This window comes from Crocinitomix algicola (genome assembly GCF_001661595.2).
In the GTDB taxonomy this organism is placed as follows: domain Bacteria; phylum Bacteroidota; class Bacteroidia; order Flavobacteriales_D; family Crocinitomicaceae; genus Crocinitomix; species Crocinitomix algicola.
This window is the reverse complement of the sequence record NZ_LYPF02000015.1, coordinates 1-22448: the sequence shown is the minus strand read 5'-3', so window position 1 is coordinate 22448 and position 22448 is coordinate 1. Positions and strand designations below refer to the sequence as shown.

Here is a 22448-nt window from a genome sequence, read left to right as displayed (position 1 = left end):
AGCAGTTTACCATGAAAAATATAAAAACGATTATTATCATACTTGCAGTAGCTGGGTTAGGTTATCTTGCATATACCCTAGCAAATAGCGAAGGTAGTAGTAGATTATCAAGCGAAGCGTTATCGGACTTTGCTATTAGTGATACATCGACAATTGATAAATTAGTTATTTCTGATACGGAAGGTAGCGAAGGAATCACCGTCTTAAAAGAAGGCGGTAAGTGGGTTAGTGAAGCAGGTGATTGCATACAACAACATTTGGTTCAAACCATGTTAGAAACAATTAAATATATTAAGGTAAAAGGACCGGTTTCTGAAAATGCTATTGAAAATATTAATAAAACGATAGCAGCCCACCATACTAAATTAGAGATTTTTCAACATGGAAAATTGACGAAAACTTGGTATGTTGGTGACCCTACCAAAGATCAATATGGTACGCATATGTTATTAAAGGTTGAAGGCGTTGGTAAATCTCCAGAGCCTTTTATTATGCATTTGCCCAATATGTATGGAAACCTAAGTACACGGTTTGTTGCTGATCCTTTATTGTATAAATGTACAGAGGTTTTTCAATATGATCCGCTAGAAATTGCGTCTATCAATGTCGAATTACCAGACTCGAGTGACCAAAATTTTAAAATTGTCGCTCAAGATGATAATACATTTAAATTATTCAGCAATGAGGTTGAATTAACAAATTTTGATACTGCAAAGGTGAGAAACTATATTCTTAACTTTAGAAAAATTCATTTTGAACATTATAATTATGAATTAACCGAAGCGCATATCGATTCAATGAAGTCGGAGAACCCTTTTTATAAAATTGAGGTTTTAAACGATAAAAACGAATTGAATAGAGTTGATATTTATAAAAGGAAATATCAAATCGAGAAATATGGATTAGACGGTGAGTTATTAGAGTTTGATCAAGATCGTGTTTGGGTGGTACTCAATGATGGTACAGTTGTGGTTGGACAGTATTTCGTTTTCGGTCACCTATTACAAAATATTCAACATTTTACAAAACCTTCTTAATTCAGCTGAAGGTAAATCACAAGTTTACAGAGCGTTTCATGTCCGATGAAGCGCTCTTTGTGGCTTTGGGAATAAATGATTAAATTTGCTGTCCAAAAATGAGGATTCGTTTTTGTTTTAAAATTGAAGCTAATGAAAGTATACTTGGATAATGCAGCAACCACGCCAATGGCTCCTGAAGTGATAAAGGAGATTACAGATGTAATGGAAAATCATTATGGTAACCCATCCTCAACTCATGCTTTTGGAAGAGATGCTAAAGGGGTGATTGAAGTGGCGAGAAGAAAAATTGCCAAGTTAATTCAAGCCGAATCGAAAGAGATAATTTTTACTTCGGGTGGAACTGAAGCTGATAATATGGCTATTCGTTGTGCTGTTGATGATTTAGGCGTGACACGAATTATTTCTTCATGCACAGAACATCATGCAGTGGGACATTGCTTAGAAGGTGAGCAATCTTTTAAAGTAGACTATGTAAACCTCAAAACAACAGGTGAAGTAGATTTAGCGCATTTAGAGGAATTGCTAAACCAACCCGGTAAAACACTGGTCAGCTTAATGCATGCTAATAATGAAATTGGTACTTTGCTTAATTATCAGCAAGTGGCTAAATTATGCAAGCAATACAAAGCACTTTTTCATTCTGATACCGTCCAAACAATGGGACATTATACGATAGATGTTAATGAGTTTGGTGCTGATTTTTTAACATGTTCGGCACATAAATTTCATGGACCGAAAGGAATAGGTTTTTTATACGTTAATAAAGACTTGAAAATTTCGCCAATCATTCACGGTGGTGCTCAGGAACGAGGGATGCGTGGGGGAACTGAAAATATTATCGGAATAGTTGGCTTAGCCAAAGCTTTAGAATTAGCTAACGAAAATATTTTAGATCATCAAAAACATGTACAAAATTTAAAATCGTATATGATAGATGAATTGAAATCACGTATTCCAAATGTTCATTTCCATGGTGAAATTGATCCGAATAAAAGTTTGTATACGGTGCTTAACGTTTGTTTTCCTCCTTTTGAAAATAAATCAATGTTATTGTTTTTATTAGATTTGGCTGGAATCGCTTGTTCTGGTGGAAGTGCATGCACTTCTGGGGCAAGTACGGGCTCTCATGTTTTACGTGGAATCAAAGCAGATACCAATCGACCAAATGCGCGATTCTCATTTAGTAGATATACCACCAAAGAGGAGATTGATTATACGCTGAGTAAAGTGGAAGAAATTGTCATGAAGTCTGTGGAGGCTGAAGTATAAAATCATTTCTTTTAAAGTAATTTGCTTTCAGGAAGTTCTTCCTGTGTTGCATTACCGTTGCTTATCGGATTATATGAAAATAACTATTTTTAAATATGATTCGATTTATTTTATCAATAATAGCGTTTGGTTGCGCTAATTCATTTTCACAAGACCGTTTGAATGTTGATCAAGAAATCGCTCAATACATGCAGCGTAAGATGTCAAATGAAACGGAGAGTATTTCAACTGGCTCGGTGAGTAACGGTGGTTTGATTAATGGTGTCTTAATGCCTTATAAAGGTGAGAATTTCATTTATTTTGACCGCGACAGTTATTTAGAAGGGAGAGCTTTTTTAAATAGTATGGTTCGAACTGTTGTGCTTAATTCTTATGATTCACTCTACAAACTTATGCCCCACAGGTATTTTTGTATAATGGAATGCTCAAATGAAAAAGGAGGAGATTTCTTTCCGCATCGCACACATCAAAATGGTAAAAGCGTTGATTTTATGATGCCGAAAAAACGAAATGGTAAACCATATTATGGGTTAGATACATTGGGTGCGGCTCATTATTACATAAGATTTAGTGATGAAGGCCGATACGCTCGTAACCCGGAAATTGAAATTGATTTCAACTTAATCGCGCAGCATATTTTAATATTAAATTATTATGCGAATAAATTGGGTAGTGGAATTGAAAAAGTAATCATTAAAATAGAGTTGAAAGATGAGCTTTTTGCTACTTCCTACGGTCGTCTTTTAAAAGAAACAGACATCTATTTTGCCAAAGCCTTATCTCCTTTAATAAACAGTTTGCATGATGAGCATTACCATATAGATTTTAAATAAAAAAGAGGCTGTCTTTTGAGACAGCCCCTTTAATCTTTAGTAAAAATTTAAGTCGTCCACTATTGAATAACAATACGACGTGTTACCGACTTTTTGTCTGATATTACTCTGAGGATATAAACTCCTTCTGAGAGTGAACTTAAGTCCATGTTTTTTTGTAAGTATCCAACTTCATTCATATTTCCAATATTTTCATTGTAAACATTTGCACCAAGCTCATTGTATATTTCTAGCGCAATATTTTCCCCAATGAAATTATCCAATGTTAAAGTAAACTCCCCTTGGTTAGGATTTGGATAAACCGAAAGGTTATAGTTTACCTCCTCTTCTTCATCAATTCCAACAGCATATCCAACGGAAAACGAATAGCTAGTATAGGCACCAAAGTCAGGGTCAAACGTTTTAATCATTCCGCCACCAACCTGACGTAACCTTAGGTATCCAGCCGTTTCTCCTTCAGCCGCTGCCGAATACCAGAATGAAATACCATCATGATCACTATCTGTTAGTTCAAGCGTGTAACAGCCGGTTGGAAGATTCATTGTGTCTCTATACTCAGTTTCATTTTCTAATGTCTCACGCGAGAAAACAATATCACCGTTCTCATCTCTTAAATACAGCTTATTTTCTGAGGCTTTATTGTTGGTTTTAAACCAAATAAAGAACGGTTCGTTGATTACAGGGGCAGCTTCAAAATTAACAGTGTAAACATTATTATTGCTATATTCATCAACTCCCCAATTTGGATTTCTGATTTGAGCGCTGAATGTAAGTTTACCTTCAAAATCTTGCCACCATTCTGGCGTAATTGGTATTTCAACTACTTCCTCTTCTAAAAATGCCAATTCTCCTGTCCAATCAAAAGTGATAACGTTATCAAATCCTCCCACCCAAACATCAATTTGTGCAGAGGTTAAGGTAGTTGCTCCAGTGTTTTTAATAATCACACGCGGGTTTTGACAAGTTGGATTCCATTTTTTGTAGTATTCCCAATCATTTGGATTTAATACGTCGACTACAGCTGCGTCAAGGTCAAAATTTGCTCCACCGTAGGTTACCATATGCATAGCAATAACATAATTCCCGTTACCTTGGTCTGGATCTCCCGCAGGCACATCTTCTATATCGTAATCAATTGTTGTGGTGGTTCCCGGTGTCACAAATGGAGTGATGTCAAACTCATGCTCCTCAACAATATCTCCAGGACACCATCCTTCACGGGCATACGGCCATGTTCCGCCTTGGCTAATATTCGGATTTTCTCCACATTCTACTTCTTGCCAAATTTCCCATTCATCGCGTAATACACCATCGATGTATAATTCATGATCTCTTCCACCTCCCCATTCACAACAGTTGTTCGAACCATTATGACCATGGCCGGTAATTCTTGACCGCACTTTAAACATCTCACCCGCTGCGTCCAATTCAACTTCTGTAGCGGTTAAGTTAACATCATCGTCTAAGTTTTTATAAAGGTAACTTTGCTTTCCATCCCATAATCGCTCTAAAGAAATGACATCTCGAGGTGGTGTACCTTCTACAAATACAAATTTAATATCAATTAACTCTTGCGTATTATGCGCTTGAAAATCGACATCTCCCTTTAATAATGATTGATAATCTGTAACATCATAAACATAGGTAAAACCATTTGGACCTAAATCAAAACCAATTCCGTAAGGCGTTATAAATCGTCCAATTTCGTACTGCACGATGTTCTCATACGGTTCGTTATAATAAACAATTGTTTCATTTTCATAAGATCCATCAGCCGTAACTTCTGTGGATGATATTTCATCTCCTAAATGATCAAAAGTCTTACTCGTTCCTGTTGGGAACTTATGGTATACATCTACAATTTCAAACTTTCTTCCGTCCACCGCAAATTCCATAATAGAAATAGGTTTTACCATTACTGAATCGATGACCAAGATTGAATCAAGTTCACTCTCATAGGTCCCTTGAACAAAGGTGATATTTGGTCGCGTTGTTGAAATAGTACTTCCTACATTTGAACCATCGTAAAATTGAATCATATTAGTGGCGCTAGCCATAGCATCTCTATTGTTGCCAGATCGGTCTAGAATTAAAGGGGAGTTATCAAAATCATAATAGACCACAAGGTTTGAATAATTAGGGTGAGAAGGATCTAATTTTTTATTCATCCAATCAGAAATAGTAGAAGCGTCTAAGGCAACATCCCAAATTCTAAATTCATCCAATTTTCCAGCCCAATTTGTATCAAAGTTTTTGTTAGTACCTAGGATTAATCGGTTAATAATTCCTGCAGCCCTTGTTAAATCTGTTCCAGAGTGCCATAAAGTTCCATTTTTGTATATCGATAATGTACCTGCAGTGGCATCTTTTGTAAAAGCCCAATGGTTCCAAGTATCCTCATATTCCGCCGCTGTCGCTTCTTTATCAATTCTGTCATAACCTGATCCTGCTCCGATATCCCAATATATTCGGCTGTTCGACCAAGGGAAATGAATATTAAATACCCGGTTATTTAAACTGTCAACTCCTTCTAATACGGAGGTGTTAACAGGTAAGTGGTCGGCGTTTCCATTGGACCAAAATGAAATAGTAACTTGATCTTCAAAATCATAATCACTCAATTCAACCTGTGCCCATTGACCTGGTTCAATGTTGAGGTATCCTAATTGTTCGTTGGTACTAATCACACTGTTGAAACCACTTGCAGATGCAGTCACGTTATTGTCATCTCCCAATACTTCTTCATTATTAAAACTTATATCCATCAAAATATGTGATGCTCCGTCGTAATCAAAAGGATAGGTTAAGTTTAATGTATTACTACCCACAGCTGCAAAACTGGTATTTCTGTCATAGACAATAATCCATTCCTCGTCATCAAAACCTGTGATTTCTGATGTTTCACTATGCTTCATTTTTACCGTTAAATGTCCCATGGCTTCACCTAAATCGGTAACATCAAATCGTATTTTAGCAATTTCTCCAGCACTTACACCTGCATCGCTTAATTCGGAATTTAACCATAATATTTGCGTACGTTGATTAGCGGAGTTGGTGCCAAAAGGAGCGTTTGAAGTTAAAGCATCCATGCCTATCATGTAGTCATTATCCGATTCAGCAGAATACGTTATAAACTTCTCGTAATTTTGGTGATAATTATAATAAGCTTCGTTTACAAAAGGTATAACGTCTGGAGATTCGCCATTTACTTTATAACGTGGTCCTTCAACTGCAACGGAGTCGTAGGTTCCTAAATGATCATAAATATGAGAATAAGCCAAATAGTCCCATTCACCACAATTATACCCGTCCCATGGAGTTAAAGGGTCACACTTGATGTTATAGTACATCAATACTTTTTCAAATGTTTTACCCTCTAAGTCAGCGGGAAAGGGGAATGTTGCACGTCTTGTTGAAATAGAATCGTACGTAAAAGTTTGTACGAAAGTGGTATCCTGAGCGTAAATCAGGTTTGAACCAATGATTAAGGTTAATAGTAATAATTTTTTCATGTCTATTTTTAATGTGATAGACACAAATATATACGGTTTAAAACGATTTAACAATTCGTTAATCCGCTACTCTTGGAAAGTTATTTAGCTTCTTCGTACGATTTGAATAATGAATATGAACCATGCTAAAATCATGGCGAATCCTCCAAAAGGTACAATTAGGGCAGCGGTTCTAAGTCCTTCGTACATTTCATGGAAGGTATAGGCGTATATACCTCCTGAAAATAAAAATACACCAATGAGGTTTAAAGCAAAAAAAGCGTTTGGTTTAAACGCCAATTTATCGGCTGATAAGCCTACGGCGAGTAATCCTATTCCTGCGTACATTTGATACTTAACACCTTTTTCAAAGGTTGTTATAAGTTGATCAGAAATTAAACTTTCAAGTCCGTGAGCCGCCATGGCGCCAAGAATTATTGAAATACAAATAAGAATCGCTCCTGCAAGTGTGATATTTTTATCCATGCTTATTTTTTCGATTCAATAAACTTTTCCAATTCTTCTTGATCACTTGAAAAAGAAAAGGCGCTTTTTAGTTCTAAATAATCACTTTGGTTGAGGCAATTTAAATAGGCATCTTTAATTAACGTCATTTTATTGTCTGAAAAGCTAAACTGATCTGCTAAAGCTCTAATTTGAGCAACGGTAAAACAGGTGCTTTTAACAGCAGCTAAGGCCATTTTAAGTTTATCATCGCTGAATGATTCATTTTCTATTCGAACGAGCAAAACTTCGAATTGTTCATCAGTTATAGAACAACCACCTTCGATTGAGACTGTCATTTCTTCATCTTCAAAATAAGTGGTGTTATTGGATGTCTGCGTTTCTGTAACAACAGTAGTTTCTTCGTGAACGGTGCTACCATTAACAGTTGTTGTTGTGGTTGTCGTTGTTGTTGTTTGATTTGTGTTTGTCTGATTATTATTGACATTGATTTCTATTGAACCATTTCCAGAATCATCATTTGACAGAATTTCTTCCTCTTCGTGATAAGTGATTTGAATTTGGTCATTTGGTCGCTGATAGGTTCCGTTTGATGCTTCCGCAAAATAGCGTAATTTATACTTTCTACGTTTCTTGATTACCCGATACGTAATGGTCGAATCTTTCTTAACACCAACATTTTTTTCTAAATCAAATGAATTGTCTTCTGCAATTATTCGGCAACGATACCAAGGTTCTTTCAGGCCACTTATAGCGACATTTGTTTGAGCCTGCTCATTTTGACGAACGCCATTTAGGACGACAAAGAATTTTTTTCCAGTATTTGAGTAAATTGTAAGATTACCACTTCTTTGAGCGAAGACTCCGAATGAAGTTAATAATAAAATTAAAGTAAGTAAATGTGTTTTCATTGTAATTTATTTTAGAATATATTGGTCAATAAATTCTCTGCATTTTCTTTTGCAGCAGCAGTGATTTCCTCTCCACTAATCATGCCAGCAACAATTTCAATTCGTTCTTCTGGCTCAAGTATGACGACGGAAGTACTAGTTTTGTTGCCTTTAATCGTTTTGGTGACGTGTAAATGTTGTTTTCCTTTTGCGGCTACTTGCGGCAAATGTGTAATCGCAATCACTTGCATTTGCTTCCCCATGGACTGAAATTCATTCGCTATTTTTGTAGCAACTTCTCCGGAAACACCTGTGTCAATTTCGTCAAAAATTAATGTAGGTAGCTTTTTCTTTTCTGATAGGATAGATAATACTGTTAGCATCAATCGCGAAAGTTCACCCCCAGAAGCAGCCTTTTTTAACGGGATAAATTCTCCCCCAACATTCGTATTGAATAAAAAGTCGATTTGGTCATACCCTTGTTTGGTCAATTTTTCTTTTTCAACCAGGTTAATTTTCAAACGTGCATTTGGCATGGCCAAGTTTGATAATCGATTTTTAACCTCTTTTTCAAGTTTTGGAATTGCGTTTAACCGTTGCTTTCGAATTTTTAAGGCAAGTTCATGTAATTCTCGCTTCTGGGTGTTAATATTGTTTTCAAGCGCTACGATTCGTTCTTCAAGACTGGAAATAGCTTCTAAATCTTTTTGAAGAGAAGTCTGAAGGTTCTTCAGTTCATCAATTTCGTTTAAATTATGTTTGAATAACAAGGAATTAACTGATTCTAGTTTTTCCCGAATCATGACAATGTCTTCTTCCGAAAATAAATCGATATCATCCGCATTTGACACTTCAGATTCTATATCATCAAGTTCAATTTTTAGGCTCCATAAACGCGCTGAAATATCTGCGAATTGGGGATCATATTTTTTTAAATCATCAAAAGTTTCAATTAATGTTTTCAGAGCAATACTTGGAGCAATGCTTTCATTTTCAAAAATTGATTGCGCAAATTTAATGGAGGTTTGAATTTTCTCCGCATACTCAATTTTATTCGCTTTAGATTTCAATTCTTCAAAATCTAATTTGTCTAATTCGGCCGCTTCTAACTCATCCAATAAAAAGGTGGTATAATCTTTCTCTTTACGATTTTCTTTTTCTTTAACCTGAAGCTCAATTAACTCGTTGACATTTTGTCGATAATGGTTGTAATTCTTGGTGTAATTTTTAACGAGGTCAATGTGGCCAGCAAAATGATCAACCAAATCCATTTGAAAGTCTGAACTGAGAATAGAAAGTGTTTGATGCTGGGTGTGAATTGACATTAAATGCTCTCCCAAAGCCTTTAACTGTGCTACTTGAACCGGAGTGTCATTTATAAAGGCTCTAGATTTTCCGGTTGAACTCATTTCCCTCCTTAAGATACAAAACTCATCATAATCAAGTTCATTGGCTTCAAAAAATCCTTTTAAATCATAATTCTTGATGTCAAACTCTGCTTCAAGAATGCATTTTTTCTCTGATTGTTTAAGGATTGATGTATCCGCCCGCTCACCTAAAACTAAATTGAGAGCTTTTAATAAAATTGATTTTCCAGCACCAGTTTCACCGGTTATAGAGGTAAAGCCTTTATCGAATTTAAGGTTAACATTTTCGATTAACGCATAGTTAGAAATATCCAAACGGTTCAGCATATAATTACCATATCTTTATCGTTCAAAAATACGGAAATTAACGATGAAACGAGAATTTTTTAGAAAGACTTAATTTAAAATTTCTTGGTACTTTGAAGAATTAACAGGGTCTAATTTCTTTAAGATAGATACAACTGCATTTTTTTCTTTCATTTCGGCACCAGAATAAAGTTGGATTAACTCGTTGGTTTTACTGGTTAAAAATAATTGAAGGTTTAATGAGCCGGGACGAGAACGTTGGACTTTATCTAAACCTTGCAATGCCTCTAAGATGGTTGCTCGACCTCCAACTAGGTCGGTGTACATATTATCCAAGCCTTTTCGGTGATAGTCATAATAAGCGTCTCTCAATGGTTCAAAAACTGGCTGTAGTACATTATCAACCATCCAAAAACGGTTTCTTTTTTTACCAGCCGCCGCAGACCAACCTTCGTCTCCAGAATTTTTTGCATTATTAGCAATTTGTTGCGCAGCTTTAAAATACTGGTCTCCTCCTTTTAATGAAAAGCTATCGTAATCATACCCCAAAATCATATACGCATAAAAGGATAATATAGCAGATAGGTTATCGCGATACTGGTAGTTACTCATTGGTAAGATTGCGGAGTTTCTCAAATAGTTGATTGTAAAATCAGCGTCAACATGATTGAAAACAGTTGTGTTATAGCTTGTATTGTAAACTGGTCGAGTTGATTGAATTTGAATTTTTCCGGAATAAGTTGTTGATGCAGGTATGTCTGTAACCGTTATAAGAATATTGCAGTTGATGCGTTCCTCAATTTCAAAAATATCATTCGTCCATTTTGTGTTATTCATGAAATCATAGATGGTTTGCTCTAATTCAGTGAAAGTTTCTTTCTCTACCGGACCAAGTTGAAGGGAGGGAGAGGGAATTATACTGATTTGACAATTCAGTTCTTGCGCTATCAACCAGGTTTGAGTTGAAAGCAGGCATACTATCATTAGAAATTTTTTCATTTAAAGTACTCTTCTATTTGATCTAAAATATCTTCAACAACTTGTCGCTTATCTTTTAACTCAAAATTAATGATTTTATTGTCATGTAAAAGAAAGCTCACTTTATTCGTGTCATAGCCAAAGCCAGCTCCTTCATCTCTTAGGGAATTTAGGACTAAAAGATCGAGATTTTTGCGAATGAATTTGCCTCTTGCATTTTCAATTTCATTATTGGTTTCCAAGGCGAATCCTGTTAAAAATTGATTTTCTTTTTTTTGATTACCTGCCCAAGATAAAATATCTGGATTTTTAATCAAGTTTAAACTCAAATGGTCTGTTTTCTTTTTAATTTTTTGATCAGCAGGATGTTCGGGGCGATAATCGCTCACAGCTGCTGAAAATATTCCAACGTCTGAATTACCCCAATGTTTCTGAACAGCGGTGAGCATTTCTTCTGCGGTACGAATAGAAATAATGCTAATTGAATCATTTTTAACCACTTGTTTGGTTGGTCCAGTTACGAGTATAACGTTTGCTCCTCTTTCCGCACAAGCATCAGCCAATAATACTCCGGTTTTACCGCTCGAATTATTGCCGATAAAACGAACAGGATCGATTGGCTCATAAGTTGGACCACCAGTTATCAGTACGGTTTTATTTCTGAGATTAGACTTTGGTGTGAAAAAATCATGGATCAAAGTAGCAATTTCCTCGGGTTCTTCCATTCGTCCCTTGCCTTCAAGACCGCTTGCTAACTCTCCTGATGTCGGTTCAATAACGCGAACACCTTTCTGTTTCAAGAGATTTAAATTTGAAGTTGTGCTAAAGTGAGTGAACATGTCCAAATCCATGGCTGGAGCTATCCATACAGGACATCGCGCACTTAAATAGGTAGCAATAAGTAAATTGTCGCAGTTTCCACTCGTTAATTTAGATAGTGTATTCGCGGAGCATGGTGCAATAATCATCAGGTCAGCCCACAATCCTAATTCTACATGGTTCTCCCATTCGCCTTCATCATTTTTGATAAAATCAATTGCTACCGGATTTTTTGAAAGCGTGGCAAGTGTTAATGGCGCTATAAAATCACAAGAGGCAGAAGTCATAATTACTTTGACTTCTGCCTCTAATTTTATTAATGCTCTGATTAGATAGGCGGATTTATACGCCGCAATACTTCCGGTTACACCTAAAACGATTTTTTTTCCGGAAAGCATGAAGAATTATTTTGTTTCTTCTGAAGTTTCGTTTGCGTTTCTTACGTACACTTTACCTTCGATATATTCTTGAATCGCAATGGCAACAGGTTTAGGCAAACTCTCATAGAACTTAGAGATTTCGATTTGTTCTCTGTTCTCAAAAATTTCTTCTAAATTGTCAGTACTAGAAGCAAATTCAGCTAACTTACTCGTCAATTCCTCACGCATTTCACTACTGATCTGGTTTGATCTCTTTGAAATGGCAATTAAGGATTCGTAAATATTTCCAGATTCAGTTGAAATCGTTTCTAAATCACGAGTCACTGTCGTACGCTCAGCGTTTGTGTTTTTATAATTAATACTCATATCCTTGTATTTTCTCTTATTGTCTTTCCGCTTCCCTAGTTACCAACTGTTTCTTCTTTCATCGCAGCTAAAGCATTTTCTGTATCTTTCTTAACAGATTCCAACTCACGTAACTTGCTCGATTCGGGAAATGCGGCTACAAATGTACGATAACTTTTTAAGGTATTGTTTAACCGTTCGGTTTTTTTATTAATTACACTGTTAATGGCAAGTTTATAATTACTCATTACAAGTAAATAATAAATTTCTTCTTTGTAAACCGACTCAGGATATTTTTCAAGCGTTTCTTCTAATGCCACAACCGCCGATTTATATCCTTCTGTGCGATAATACATTTGGGCATACTCAAATTGTTTTTTTTCCAGTTTTGCCCGCAAGTCGTCCATTATGGTATTACAAGAATCTATGCGGTTAGAATTTGGATATTGATCGACAAAAATTTGTAACTGATCAAGTGCATTATAAGTCTCTGTTTGGTCTAGACTGAATTCTGGAGAATTTTTAACCGAACATAAAGCACTTAAAAACATGGCTTCTTCGGCGTGCTTCGAGCTCGGATATTTTCGAATAAATCGCTTAAAATAATACCCTGCGAGATAATAGTCTCCCATTTTGTAATTAGCCATTGAATAGGTAAAGTACATTTTCTCTCCTTCAGATGTTAGGGTATAATATGACATAACATCTTCAAATAAGGTAACCGCCTTTAAATAATCCTCTTTGTCATAATATCGATAAGCAGCTTCCTTTTTTTCATCAGGTGTTGCATCCGATTTTTTACGCGTTAGTTTTTGATATTCAGAGCAAGAACTAAGTGTAATTAGAATACTAAAGAACGCAATTAATGGGGCAATTTTTTTTCTCATTCAAATGATTTAATTCGCTCGCAAAGATACGATTTGATTTGTTAACAAAAGTGAAAACATGCGGAGTAAACGTCAAAATGTGAATAAAATTTCCCGTTTTTTTGGGTAAATCTGATTTTTCAGTATAATTTCGCAACATAATTTGTACCGACCCATCGGTATAGAAAACAAAAATATGGCATTAGATATATTTGAAAAGATTAAAGCGAATAGAGGACCAATCGGTCAACACGCAAAAGGAGTGCACGGATATTTTACATTTCCAAAACTAGAAGGAGAAATTGGGAACAAAATGATGTTCCGAGGTAAAGAGTGTTTAGTTTGGAGTGTAAATAATTATTTAGGATTAGGGAATGATCCTGAAGTGAGAAAGGCAGATGCTGATGCTGCAAGAGATTGGGGATTAGCTTACCCAATGGGTGCAAGAATGATGACAGGACAAACTTCCGAGCATGAAGCGTTGGAAAATGAATTGTCTGATTTCATGCAAAAAGAAGATACAATCCTGTTAAACTTCGGTTATCAAGGTATGCTTTCTGCAATTGATTGTTTAGTTGATAGAAAGGATGTAATTGTTTATGATAGTGAGTCGCATGCTTGTATTATTGACGGTGTTCGTTTACATGCAGGTAAAAGATTTGTTTTCCAACATAATGATATGGCAAGCTTCGAAAAACAAATGGAGCGTGCTACAAAATTAGTAGAAGAAACGGGTGGAGGTATTCTTGTAATTACCGAAGGTGTGTTTGGAATGGCAGGTGATCAAGGTTTATTAAAAGAAATCGTTGAATATCGAAAATCTGGAAAATATGAATTTAGATTGTTCGTTGATGATGCGCATGGCTTTGGAACTTTAGGTGAAACGGGTATGGGTACTGGTGAACATCAAGGTTGCCAAGATGGTATTGACGTGTATTTTGGTACTTTTGCAAAGTCAATGGCTTCGATAGGGGCGTTTATTTCCTCTACTGAAGATGTGATTGAATTCTTACGATATAATATGCGTTCTCAAATGTTCGCAAAATCTTTACCAATGCCTTTAGTTGTTGGAGCAAGAAAAAGATTAGAACTCCTAAGAACTCAACCTAAGCATAAAGAAAATTTATGGAAAGTAGCTAAAGCACTTCAGTCAGGTTTGAGAGATGCTGGTTTTAACATAGGTAGAACTAATTCCGCGGTTACACCAGTTTTCTTAGAAGGAACTTTAGCTGAAGCTACAAATATTACATTCGATTTAAGAGAGAATTATAATATTTTCTGTTCGATTGTTGTTTATCCTGTTGTACCAAAGGATGTAATTATGTTACGTTTAATTCCTACAGCTGTGCACACAATTGAGGATGTGAATTACACAATTGAGACGTTCAAAAAAGTTCAGGAAGGGTTGAAAGCAGGCGAGTATAAAGCAGAAGATTTAGCTAAAGTGGATACTGATAACTAGAATTATAGGTTATAAAATTATAAAAAAAAGACTGTCGATTCGGACAGTCTTTTTTTTTTATCGTAAAGTTTTTATTTTTTCAGCGCTTCATCAGCAACCTCTAAAAGATGTTTTGGTTTATGATAACCTAAGGCGTAATGAATAATTTCTTCATTATGATCTAAGAAGTACAGTGTTGGATATAAGGTTAAATTATATTTTTTAGCGAGTCGAGCTCCTTCAGGATGCTTTTCCATATCCATTTTATAGTTTATGAATTTTGCGTTAAAAAATTGAGCAACCGCTTCATCGTTAAATGTTTTTCGATCCATCATTTTACAAGGACCACACCAAGAGGCATAGGCATCAACGAATATTAATTTCCCCTCTTTTTTCGCTTTGACTAGAGCGGCGTTCCAGTCGCCTTCAAAAAAATTAATTCTTGGTTCACTTTCATTTTCTATCAAAATTACGGATGGAGTATTCAAAGAAGTTAAAAAGAAAAGTCCGGTTAAAAACAGCGCAAATTGAATTCCTTTTTTCATAATGTATTTTCAAGTTTGTATTTACTATTTACTTATTTTAAGCAAAATTTATTCCAATGCATAAAAATATTCATTTCTCGACAGGAATTGAAGAGCAATATCATCAAGATGTATTAAATTTTGTAAAAGATTGGAATTCTAATAAAGATGAAATAATTGTTCAAACATCGGGATCTACAGGAACCCCAAAAACAATAAGGTTAAAAAAGAGTGCTGTTAAAAAGTCAGCACTTGCAACAGGAAAATTTTTTGATTTTAAAGTTGGACAAAAAACGATATTAAATCTATCTCCCAATTACATCGCTGGTAAGTTGATGATTGTAAGAGCGCTTGTGTTCGATATGGAGTTGTACGTGCTTCCAAATTCAAGGAACCCATTACTCGATTTCGATTTTGAAGATCTTGATTTTGCGGCCTTTGTTCCCTACCAGGTTGATGCGATATTAAATAATCCTCAAACTAGAACCCGTTTTAATAAAATAAGGAATGTAATAATCGGTGGAGCTCCCATTAATCGTGATTTGGAACGACGTTTACTTGGGTGTGATAATCAGTCTTTTGCGAGTTTTGGAATGACAGAAACCATCACTCATTTTGCACTCCGTTCGATAAATGAAAAGCACCAATATTATACTTGTTTACCAGGTTTTAAAGTCACAACAAATAAAAATAATGGACTTGTTTTGGAGAAAAATGCTATTACGAATAAACTTGAAACCAATGACTGGGTTGAACTTTTGGATGATAGCCGTTTTATTTGGAAAGGTCGCTTAGATCATATTATTAATTCGGGCGGAATTAAATTGTCTCCTGAAACTTTAGAGCGAAAAATAGCTGACGAACTTTTGCATCGACGATTTTATTTTATAGGCAGACCAAGTGAAAAGTTTGGGGAAGAATTGATTTTATATGTAGAGGGACCAGAAATGGATGATTTAGCGGATAGGATAAAACCTTTTTTGGCAAAATATGAATTGCCTAAATCAATCTATTTTGTTCCAGTTTTTAAAGAAACTCCCACAGGAAAAGTTAAACGAGTTTTGTTTTAATTTTCTTTTCTTAGGTATAGAAGTAAAACTAAGTCATAACTAAAATGTCCCGCAATCGCATGCCAAAGTGATTCGTTTTTGGCACTCCAACTTAGCAGAACAATGAACATTGTAAGAAAAATTGCGAGAATATTCTTTTTCCAGTTTTTAAACGAAAAATAGGTGTGAATGGCAACAAAAAAAACAGAGGTAAGCCAAATGCCAAATATAGGTTGCAATGCACCACGAAAAAAGATTTCTTCCCCCACACCGGCGCAAATCGAAAGATAGATAGCCCACCAAATTGTAATTTTATAACCGGAAAAAGACTTCTTATAATCTTCAATATCATTGCTGAAATAAGGATGTTCACTCAACCAAATCATGAACAGACCAAATAAAATTCCAAGAGCTAAAAAGGTTGGAATTGAAAAGATATTCTCAAAGTCTAATTGAAAGATTGAAAAATAGGGGGTTTCTGTGAAATAAAGAATTGGCCAAGCAATTAGCGGAAACAATACTAGGGTTGCAAACCCCATAAAGCCAAGTGAAGAAAATAATTTGCGAAGATTCATAATACGATTCAGCAGCTAAAGTTAACCAAGAATTTTTGGAATTAAAGAAAACTACTTTTTGCTTTTCTATTTAGATAGATATAAAATTTATCAAGACTGAGATTTAATTTGTTGTCCGTATGTAAAGGCATTCTTATGTTTGGGTTAACTTAAAACAGATCATATGAAGAAGATTTATTTGAATGGATTAATATTGATGGTCCTATGTAATGCTAGTTTTGGACAAATAGCTAATTATCAGCACGAATTTAATAATGTAGGTGCGAAAATCACCAACGCAGGGGTGTTGTTTCAAGACGTGACAGCAATAGATGCTGGCTACGAAATCCCCAAGCACTCAGGGCTTTTTACATTATTTAATTTATCATTTTGGTATGCAGGTTTAGACGGGGCTGATCAATTAAAACTTTCAGGAACGACTTATACTCCGCATTCTGATTTGTTTCCAGGTCCTTTATCAACAACAGGAGGGGCGGAGGCCAGTCCAGAAGGAGGAAGTGATTTGATATATTTAGCTTCGAAAACCGAAATAGATTTTCATAAGGAAAATTGGGATTTGCCAGGTTATGAAGTGCCATCGAATATCGAAAATTGGCCAGCTCATGGTGATGTAGATTTGGAACAGGACTTCTATTTGGCACCATTTATAGATGCTAATCATAATAGTGTCTATGACCCTGAGAATGGAGATTATCCTGATATAAGAGGAGACTTTGCGAGTTATGCCATTATGAATGATAAACTGTATTTTCATTCTCAGACCGGTGGTGCTCCAATTGGTATCGAGGTACATCAAATGGTTTATGTGTATGCCTATGAAGACTATTTAAATAATACTGTATTTATTCATAACCGACTAATAAACAGGAGTACACAAACTTTATTTGATTTCAGGTCGGGGGTATTTATGGATCCTGATATCGGTGACCCAACTGACGATTTTATGGGAGTAAATGTCGAAAATAATGTTGCATTTGGTTATAATGGTGATGATTTAGATGAGGATTATGGTGCTCAGCCGCCTGCAATTGGAGTTGTTTCACTGAATAGAGAGGTTGATTATTTTGCTCCAATGGATATTTTTGTTGGGCCTAGAGGAATGCCATCCAATCAATTTGATTATTATAATTATATGAATGGACATTGGCCAGACGAAAATCCTTTTACCTATGGCGGAGCAGGCTTTGGAGGGGATTCTATTATATCATATGTTTATGATGGTAATCCCAATAACCCTGAAGGTTGGAGTGAACTTGCAAATGGTAATGCTCCACACGATGTTAGAGGTGTAATGTCTCATGCTATTGATGTGCTATTGCCGCAAGATGAACTGTGTTTTGATTATGCAGTTGTTTATAGTCGTGAAGGAAGTTTTGTAGAAAATGTACAAGGTGTGATTGATTTATCTGCCGAGGTTAAGGCGTTCTATGATGATTTTGGATATGATTGTGAAATGAATACGATTGGAATCAAAAAGCGCGATAAGTCAAATTTTTCAATTTACCCTAATCCCAGTAATGGTCAATTTACAGTTGAAGGTAAAAAAGGGTTTGATCTTGAAGTTTTAAGTATGGATGGTCGTATAATGTTTCAAACTAAAAGCTTGAAAGAGGTAGAGTATTTGGAGCTTGATTTGGCAAAAGGTACTTACGTAGTTCGTGTGTTAAAAGATGGTGAAGAATATAATTCCCTTTTGATTATTCAGTAAACTTCCTTAACCTTTTATTGAGGCTCTTATACTTGTGTATACATGTCTGTCTGTTAGGCTGTTATGTTGTTAGAGAGTATGCAAGTTCATTTAAAAGTCTTAAAAATAACTTGGGATTACTCGTAAAAAGTATTCTTGCGTTTATAGTGAGCCTTTAATCGTGTTTTTAGACAACTATAATATTCATTTATATTGATTATTAAGCTGTTGAAGTTTTGAATTCTCTTTAATAAGTTTGAGTAAACGTAAAACAAAAAAATATGAAGAAGCTTTATTTAGGATTAAGTGCATTGATCGGCGCAGGTATCATAAATGCACAAGATATAGACACGGGAATTTTGGAAGGGAACAATGTAAGAGCTACAATTTCTAATTCGGGTACTTTTTTTAATGATCAAGAATCGAGTGCAGCGGGCTACGAATTCCCAAAAGACGGTCTGAATCATTTAATATATTCCATGTCATTTTGGTTTGGAGGTTATGGTTCGGATGGTGTTTTAAGGTTATCTGCCGACGGGGCTGGGGACGAAGGTCGGGATACTTATCCAGGAGCGATTTTGGCAGATGGTACTGCAGAAGCTCCCGAAGTTCCTTTTGCAGATGAAGTCTACCTTGTTTCGCAGGACGAAATCGATTATCACTATAGCCATGCTGGTGAAGTGGGTTACGAAATGCCCCATGGGATTGCAAATTGGCCAGGTAATGGAGATGCTGGAATTGGACTCGCATCAAATCTAGCGCCATTTTATGACATGGATGGAGATGGGCTGTATGAGCCGGAAACAGGGGAGCACCCGATTATTCGTGGTGATTATGCAGCTTATTTAATTATGAACGATAGGGCTGGCATTCATACTGATTCTGGAGGTGAGTCAATGGGACTTGAATTACACTTTATGTTTTATCAATACGAGTCTGAAGATGATATAAATAATACCACTTTTTTAAACTTAAGAGTGATTAATCGTTGGACGATGAGTTATTCAAATTTTATCACTGGAATTTTTATGGATGGCGATATTGGATATGCTTCAGATGATTTTGTAGGCAGTGATTCGACCAATAATATGATTTTTCAATATAACGGCGATATGAATGATGAAGGAGGATATGGTGAAGATGCTCCTGCTGTTGGTGTGAAAGTGTTAAACAAAAAAATGAATGTCGGCGGTTATTTTGAATCTTCTCCTGGTGTATATGGTGCTCCAGTGGTCCCACTAGATTATTGGAATTATATGAATGCGAAATGGAAAAATGGAACTCCTTTTCGTTATGGAGGTAACGGACATACAACGGCAACGGATTTAGAAACTAATTATTTGTACAATGGTAAATCAATTCCTGCTGAAGAAGATGCATGGACGGAAGAAAACGAAGGGAACCTGGCTGGAGATAGAAGGTCGTTTTTAGCATTAGAAGGAGAAGAACTTGGAGCTGGAGAAGAGATTTGTTATGATTTTGCTATAATTAATGCACAAGGGGGGAATAATTATGAGAACAGAGATGCTCTAAGTGATGTTGCAATGCAAATCCAAGCGTTTTATGATGAGCAACCGGATAATTCATGTGTTTACTATTTAGGAATTGAAGAAAAGGCTCAAAAAGATGATGTTTTATTCTATCCTAATCCAAATTCTGGTCAATTTACGGTTGAAGGTAAGCAAGGGTTTGATCTTAAGATATTTAGTATGGATGGACGAATCGTATATGAAGAGAATGATATACAGGGTGTTGAGCATTTAGATTTGGGTTTTGCATCTGGTACATATGTTCTTAGTCTTTCAAAGGATAGTGAAGTTCATAATACACTCTTGGTTATTGAATAAAATAAATTTTAAGAAGTTTTAAGAAGGGAGGTGATGAGCCTCCCTTTATTTTTTTCTCATTCTTATACCTTTGTAGTAAATTAATTCAGGATGTATATGATTAAAATTGATGAGGTGTCAGAGGCTGCCGAAGGATTGTTAACCAGTCAAAATAAATCAACTTTTGTAGCTTGGTGGAATGATTTGCTTAGTGGCTGGGGCATGTCAGGAAATGCGATTGTCTATATGCGTTCCCTGCTATTATTTGTTTTGGCTGTAATTCTTAGCGGGATACTGTGGTGGCTCACACGTAAAATATTGATTGGGATTTTACATCAGTTAGCAGATAAATCCAAAACCAAATGGGATGATTACCTAGTCAGTACAAGGTTCTTTTCTGCTGTAGCGCATTTGGTTCCGTTTTTGTTTTTAGATATGATGATCGAAATCGTATTTTATGATTTTCCAAACTTATCTAGACTTTTATTGAGGTTAACGGACATAGTTATCATTATTATTTCGCTATATGCTGTTTTAAGATTTTTGAATGCCCTGAGAAATATCCTCATGGAGAAACCGAGGTTAAAGGACAAACCAATCGAGTCATATGTGCAACTCGTTAAAATTGTAATCATTTGTTTAGTCATTATATTAATTATTTCGATTGCTTTTCAAGTCAACCCTATCGTTATTTTGACTTCTATGGGGGCAATGACTGCCATACTTGTTTTGGTATTTAAAGACACTATTTTAGGTTTTGTCGGTAGTATTCAGTTGGCAGCGAATGATATGATTCGAATTGGGGATTGGGTAACTATGGAAAAATATGGTGCGGATGGCGATGTAGTTGAAATTAATCTTGCAACCGTTAAAATTCAAAATTTTGATAAAACCATTACCACTATACCGACTTACTCCTTTATATCCGATTCTTTCAAAAACTGGCGAGGTATGCTGGATTCAGATGGAAGAAGAATAATGCGGGCGATCAATATTAAAATACAATCGGTTAAATATTGTTCTCCTGAGTTATTGAGCAAAATTGGCGAAATCGAACTCATTCGTTCTTATGTAGATGAAAAAGAAAAAGAGATTGAAGAGTTTAATCAATCGCATAAAATCAATAAATCTGTACTACTCAATGGCCGAAATCAAACGAATATTGGAATATTTCGATTCTACATTAAAAAGTACTTAGAAAGTCGATCGGAAATAAACCAAGATATGACCTTAATGGTTCGCCAATTAGAACCTACCGAAAAAGGTGTCCCAATCCAATTATATGCCTTTACAAAAACACAGGAGTGGGATAAATACGAAGCTGTTCTTGCGGATGTTTTCGATCACCTATTGGCCGCTGTTAAATATTTTGAACTTGAAATCTTTGAGGCTCCTGCAGGATCAGACATGCGAAATTTGGTCGAAAAATCTAATGCTTAGGAATAAGAGTTTCTTTAAGTCTGCCGTATTTGAATTTGCCGTGAAAGAGGGTGTCACCATTTTCTTCAAATAAATATCCGTCATTCACTTGAAAATTCATGTCAAACTCTTTCAGTTCTTTTAACTCACCATTTTCATAATAGGATTTATAAAGTCCGTGCAATTTACCCTTTTTCAAATTCTTTTCTACCGATGGTTGACCGTTGGCATATAATTCTTGACATGGTCCGGTATATCCATCACGAGGGGTTTCCTGATAATAGTTACTGTAGGCCTGATCAAACAAAAGGTCTTTACAATCGCAAATAGCAGCTGTATTAATTTCCTTATCGCTAGGCGCGTCATCACAACCAATCAAAATTATCACAAGACCGAAAAGAAAGATTTTATTTCTCATAACACAAAAATAATCAATGTTGATGATTAAAATCAGAATAAAAAAATAATTCCATAACATGCTTAGCATAAGCTATATCACATTTTTTGCTAAAAGATTATCTCCTTTTTTTTCACGATTGTTTGGTTATAAAGTAAAGACTACATATATTTGCACCGCTCAAACGTGAGACAAAAAAGATTAAAAATAGCAAAAGATATATTGCGGGGTGGAGCAGTTGGTAGCTCGTCGGGCTCATAACCCGAAGGTCGTTGGTTCGAGTCCAGCCCCCGCTACTAAGAAAAGCTTGTCAATTTTGACAAGCTTTTTTTTTGCGCTATACTTCCCCTAATGTCTGTAAAAAATTCTGGGTATTTATTTTTAAGGAACTAAGTTTATTTCCAATCGATACATAATTATTACTTAAACTATTTTCTTTCAATCAAACAGGAATAAAAAATTATCTTTGCAAAAAAAATGG

Annotated in this window: 19 protein-coding genes and 1 tRNA gene; 9 read left to right on the top strand and 11 right to left on the bottom strand. The window is 35.5% G+C overall.

Annotated elements, in window-relative coordinates; translation table 11 throughout:
* Positions 1–11: 11 nt before the first annotated feature.
* The 3 genes from A8143_RS09015 to A8143_RS09005 all read left to right on the top strand — a co-directional run bounded on the left by A8143_RS09015 (position 12) and on the right by A8143_RS09005 (position 3142).
* Positions 12–1037, top strand: a complete 1026-nt coding sequence (locus A8143_RS09015; protein WP_070137867.1) for a hypothetical protein — start codon at positions 12–14, stop codon at positions 1035–1037.
* A 132-nt stretch (positions 1038–1169) separates the two neighbouring features.
* Complete coding sequence (locus A8143_RS09010) at positions 1170–2309, top strand: cysteine desulfurase family protein (RefSeq protein ID WP_070137866.1); 1140 nt, start codon at positions 1170–1172, stop codon at positions 2307–2309.
* 95 nt (positions 2310–2404) lie between these two features.
* Positions 2405–3142 carry a hypothetical protein gene (locus A8143_RS09005; RefSeq protein WP_083261304.1) on the top strand — a complete coding sequence of 246 codons (738 nt, stop codon included), beginning with the start codon at positions 2405–2407 and terminating at the stop codon, positions 3140–3142.
* Between the two features lie 59 nt (positions 3143–3201).
* On the opposite strand, the gene A8143_RS09000 is transcribed toward A8143_RS09005, so the two are convergent.
* The 8 genes from A8143_RS09000 to A8143_RS08965 all read right to left on the bottom strand — a co-directional run bounded on the left by A8143_RS09000 (position 3202) and on the right by A8143_RS08965 (position 13070).
* Entirely contained in the window at positions 3202–6654 is a 3453-nt protein-coding gene (locus tag A8143_RS09000) for a T9SS type A sorting domain-containing protein (RefSeq protein WP_070137865.1), read from the bottom strand.
* Positions 6655–6738: 84 nt separating this feature from the next.
* A complete protein-coding gene (locus A8143_RS08995) occupies positions 6739–7119 on the bottom strand; it encodes a DUF423 domain-containing protein (protein WP_070137864.1) in 381 nt (126 codons plus the stop codon).
* Between the two features lie 2 nt (positions 7120–7121).
* Positions 7122–8009 carry a DUF4476 domain-containing protein gene (locus A8143_RS08990; protein WP_070137863.1) on the bottom strand — a complete coding sequence of 296 codons (888 nt, stop codon included), beginning with the start codon at positions 8007–8009 and terminating at the stop codon, positions 7122–7124.
* Positions 8010–8020: 11 nt separating this feature from the next.
* Complete coding sequence (gene recN, locus A8143_RS08985; protein WP_070137862.1) at positions 8021–9682, bottom strand: DNA repair protein RecN; 1662 nt, start codon at positions 9680–9682, stop codon at positions 8021–8023.
* 69 nt (positions 9683–9751) lie between these two features.
* Complete coding sequence (porD, locus tag A8143_RS08980; protein ID WP_070137861.1) at positions 9752–10660, bottom strand: type IX secretion system protein PorD; 909 nt, start codon at positions 10658–10660, stop codon at positions 9752–9754.
* A complete protein-coding gene (gene coaBC, locus A8143_RS08975) occupies positions 10657–11856 on the bottom strand; it encodes a bifunctional phosphopantothenoylcysteine decarboxylase/phosphopantothenate--cysteine ligase CoaBC (protein ID WP_070137860.1) in 1200 nt (399 codons plus the stop codon). The genes porD and coaBC overlap by 4 nt, the downstream gene beginning before the upstream one ends.
* A gap of 6 nt (positions 11857–11862) precedes the next feature.
* Positions 11863–12204 carry a DNA-directed RNA polymerase subunit omega gene (locus A8143_RS08970; protein WP_394332107.1) on the bottom strand — a complete coding sequence of 114 codons (342 nt, stop codon included), beginning with the start codon at positions 12202–12204 and terminating at the stop codon, positions 11863–11865.
* A gap of 35 nt (positions 12205–12239) precedes the next feature.
* Positions 12240–13070 (bottom strand): outer membrane protein assembly factor BamD, encoded by an 831-nt coding sequence (locus A8143_RS08965; protein WP_070137859.1) that lies wholly within the window; start codon positions 13068–13070, stop codon positions 12240–12242.
* A 175-nt stretch (positions 13071–13245) separates the two neighbouring features.
* Here A8143_RS08965 and A8143_RS08960 point away from each other — a divergent pair, with 175 nt between their 5' ends.
* Positions 13246–14511, top strand: coding sequence for an aminotransferase class I/II-fold pyridoxal phosphate-dependent enzyme (locus A8143_RS08960; protein ID WP_070137858.1), 1266 nt, complete (start codon positions 13246–13248; stop codon positions 14509–14511).
* A gap of 71 nt (positions 14512–14582) precedes the next feature.
* On the opposite strand, the gene A8143_RS08955 is transcribed toward A8143_RS08960, so the two are convergent.
* Positions 14583–15035 carry a thioredoxin family protein gene (locus A8143_RS08955; protein WP_070137857.1) on the bottom strand — a complete coding sequence of 151 codons (453 nt, stop codon included), beginning with the start codon at positions 15033–15035 and terminating at the stop codon, positions 14583–14585.
* 56 nt (positions 15036–15091) lie between these two features.
* Between A8143_RS08955 and A8143_RS08950 the strand changes: the two genes are divergently transcribed.
* On the top strand, positions 15092–16084 hold the full coding sequence (locus A8143_RS08950) for an AMP-binding protein (protein WP_070137856.1): 993 nt from the start codon (positions 15092–15094) through the stop codon (positions 16082–16084).
* Here the strand turns inward: A8143_RS08950 and A8143_RS08945 are convergent.
* On the bottom strand, positions 16081–16638 hold the full coding sequence (locus tag A8143_RS08945) for a CPBP family intramembrane glutamic endopeptidase (RefSeq protein WP_083261303.1): 558 nt from the start codon (positions 16636–16638) through the stop codon (positions 16081–16083). The two genes, A8143_RS08950 and A8143_RS08945, sit on opposite strands and share 4 nt — an antisense overlap.
* A gap of 163 nt (positions 16639–16801) precedes the next feature.
* On the opposite strand from A8143_RS08945, the gene A8143_RS08940 reads away from it, so the two are divergent.
* The 3 genes from A8143_RS08940 (at position 16802) to A8143_RS08930 (ending at position 21591) form a co-directional block, all read left to right on the top strand.
* The gene (locus A8143_RS08940; protein WP_070137854.1) at positions 16802–18346 is read left to right on the top strand and encodes a T9SS type A sorting domain-containing protein; all 1545 of its coding nucleotides are present in this window, start codon (positions 16802–16804) and stop codon (positions 18344–18346) included.
* Between the two features lie 260 nt (positions 18347–18606).
* On the top strand, positions 18607–20172 hold the full coding sequence (locus A8143_RS08935) for a T9SS type A sorting domain-containing protein (protein ID WP_070137853.1): 1566 nt from the start codon (positions 18607–18609) through the stop codon (positions 20170–20172).
* A 90-nt stretch (positions 20173–20262) separates the two neighbouring features.
* Positions 20263–21591: a mechanosensitive ion channel family protein gene (locus A8143_RS08930; RefSeq protein ID WP_083261302.1), complete on the top strand. Its 1329-nt coding sequence runs from the start codon at positions 20263–20265 to the stop codon at positions 21589–21591.
* Here A8143_RS08930 and A8143_RS08925 read toward each other — a convergent pair.
* Complete coding sequence (locus tag A8143_RS08925; protein ID WP_139134315.1) at positions 21581–21988, bottom strand: toxin-antitoxin system YwqK family antitoxin; 408 nt, start codon at positions 21986–21988, stop codon at positions 21581–21583. The two genes, A8143_RS08930 and A8143_RS08925, sit on opposite strands and share 11 nt — an antisense overlap.
* A gap of 202 nt (positions 21989–22190) precedes the next feature.
* Between A8143_RS08925 and A8143_RS08920 the strand changes: the two genes are divergently transcribed.
* Positions 22191–22263: transfer RNA gene (locus tag A8143_RS08920), tRNA-Met, on the top strand.
* Positions 22264–22448: the final 185 nt, after the last annotated feature.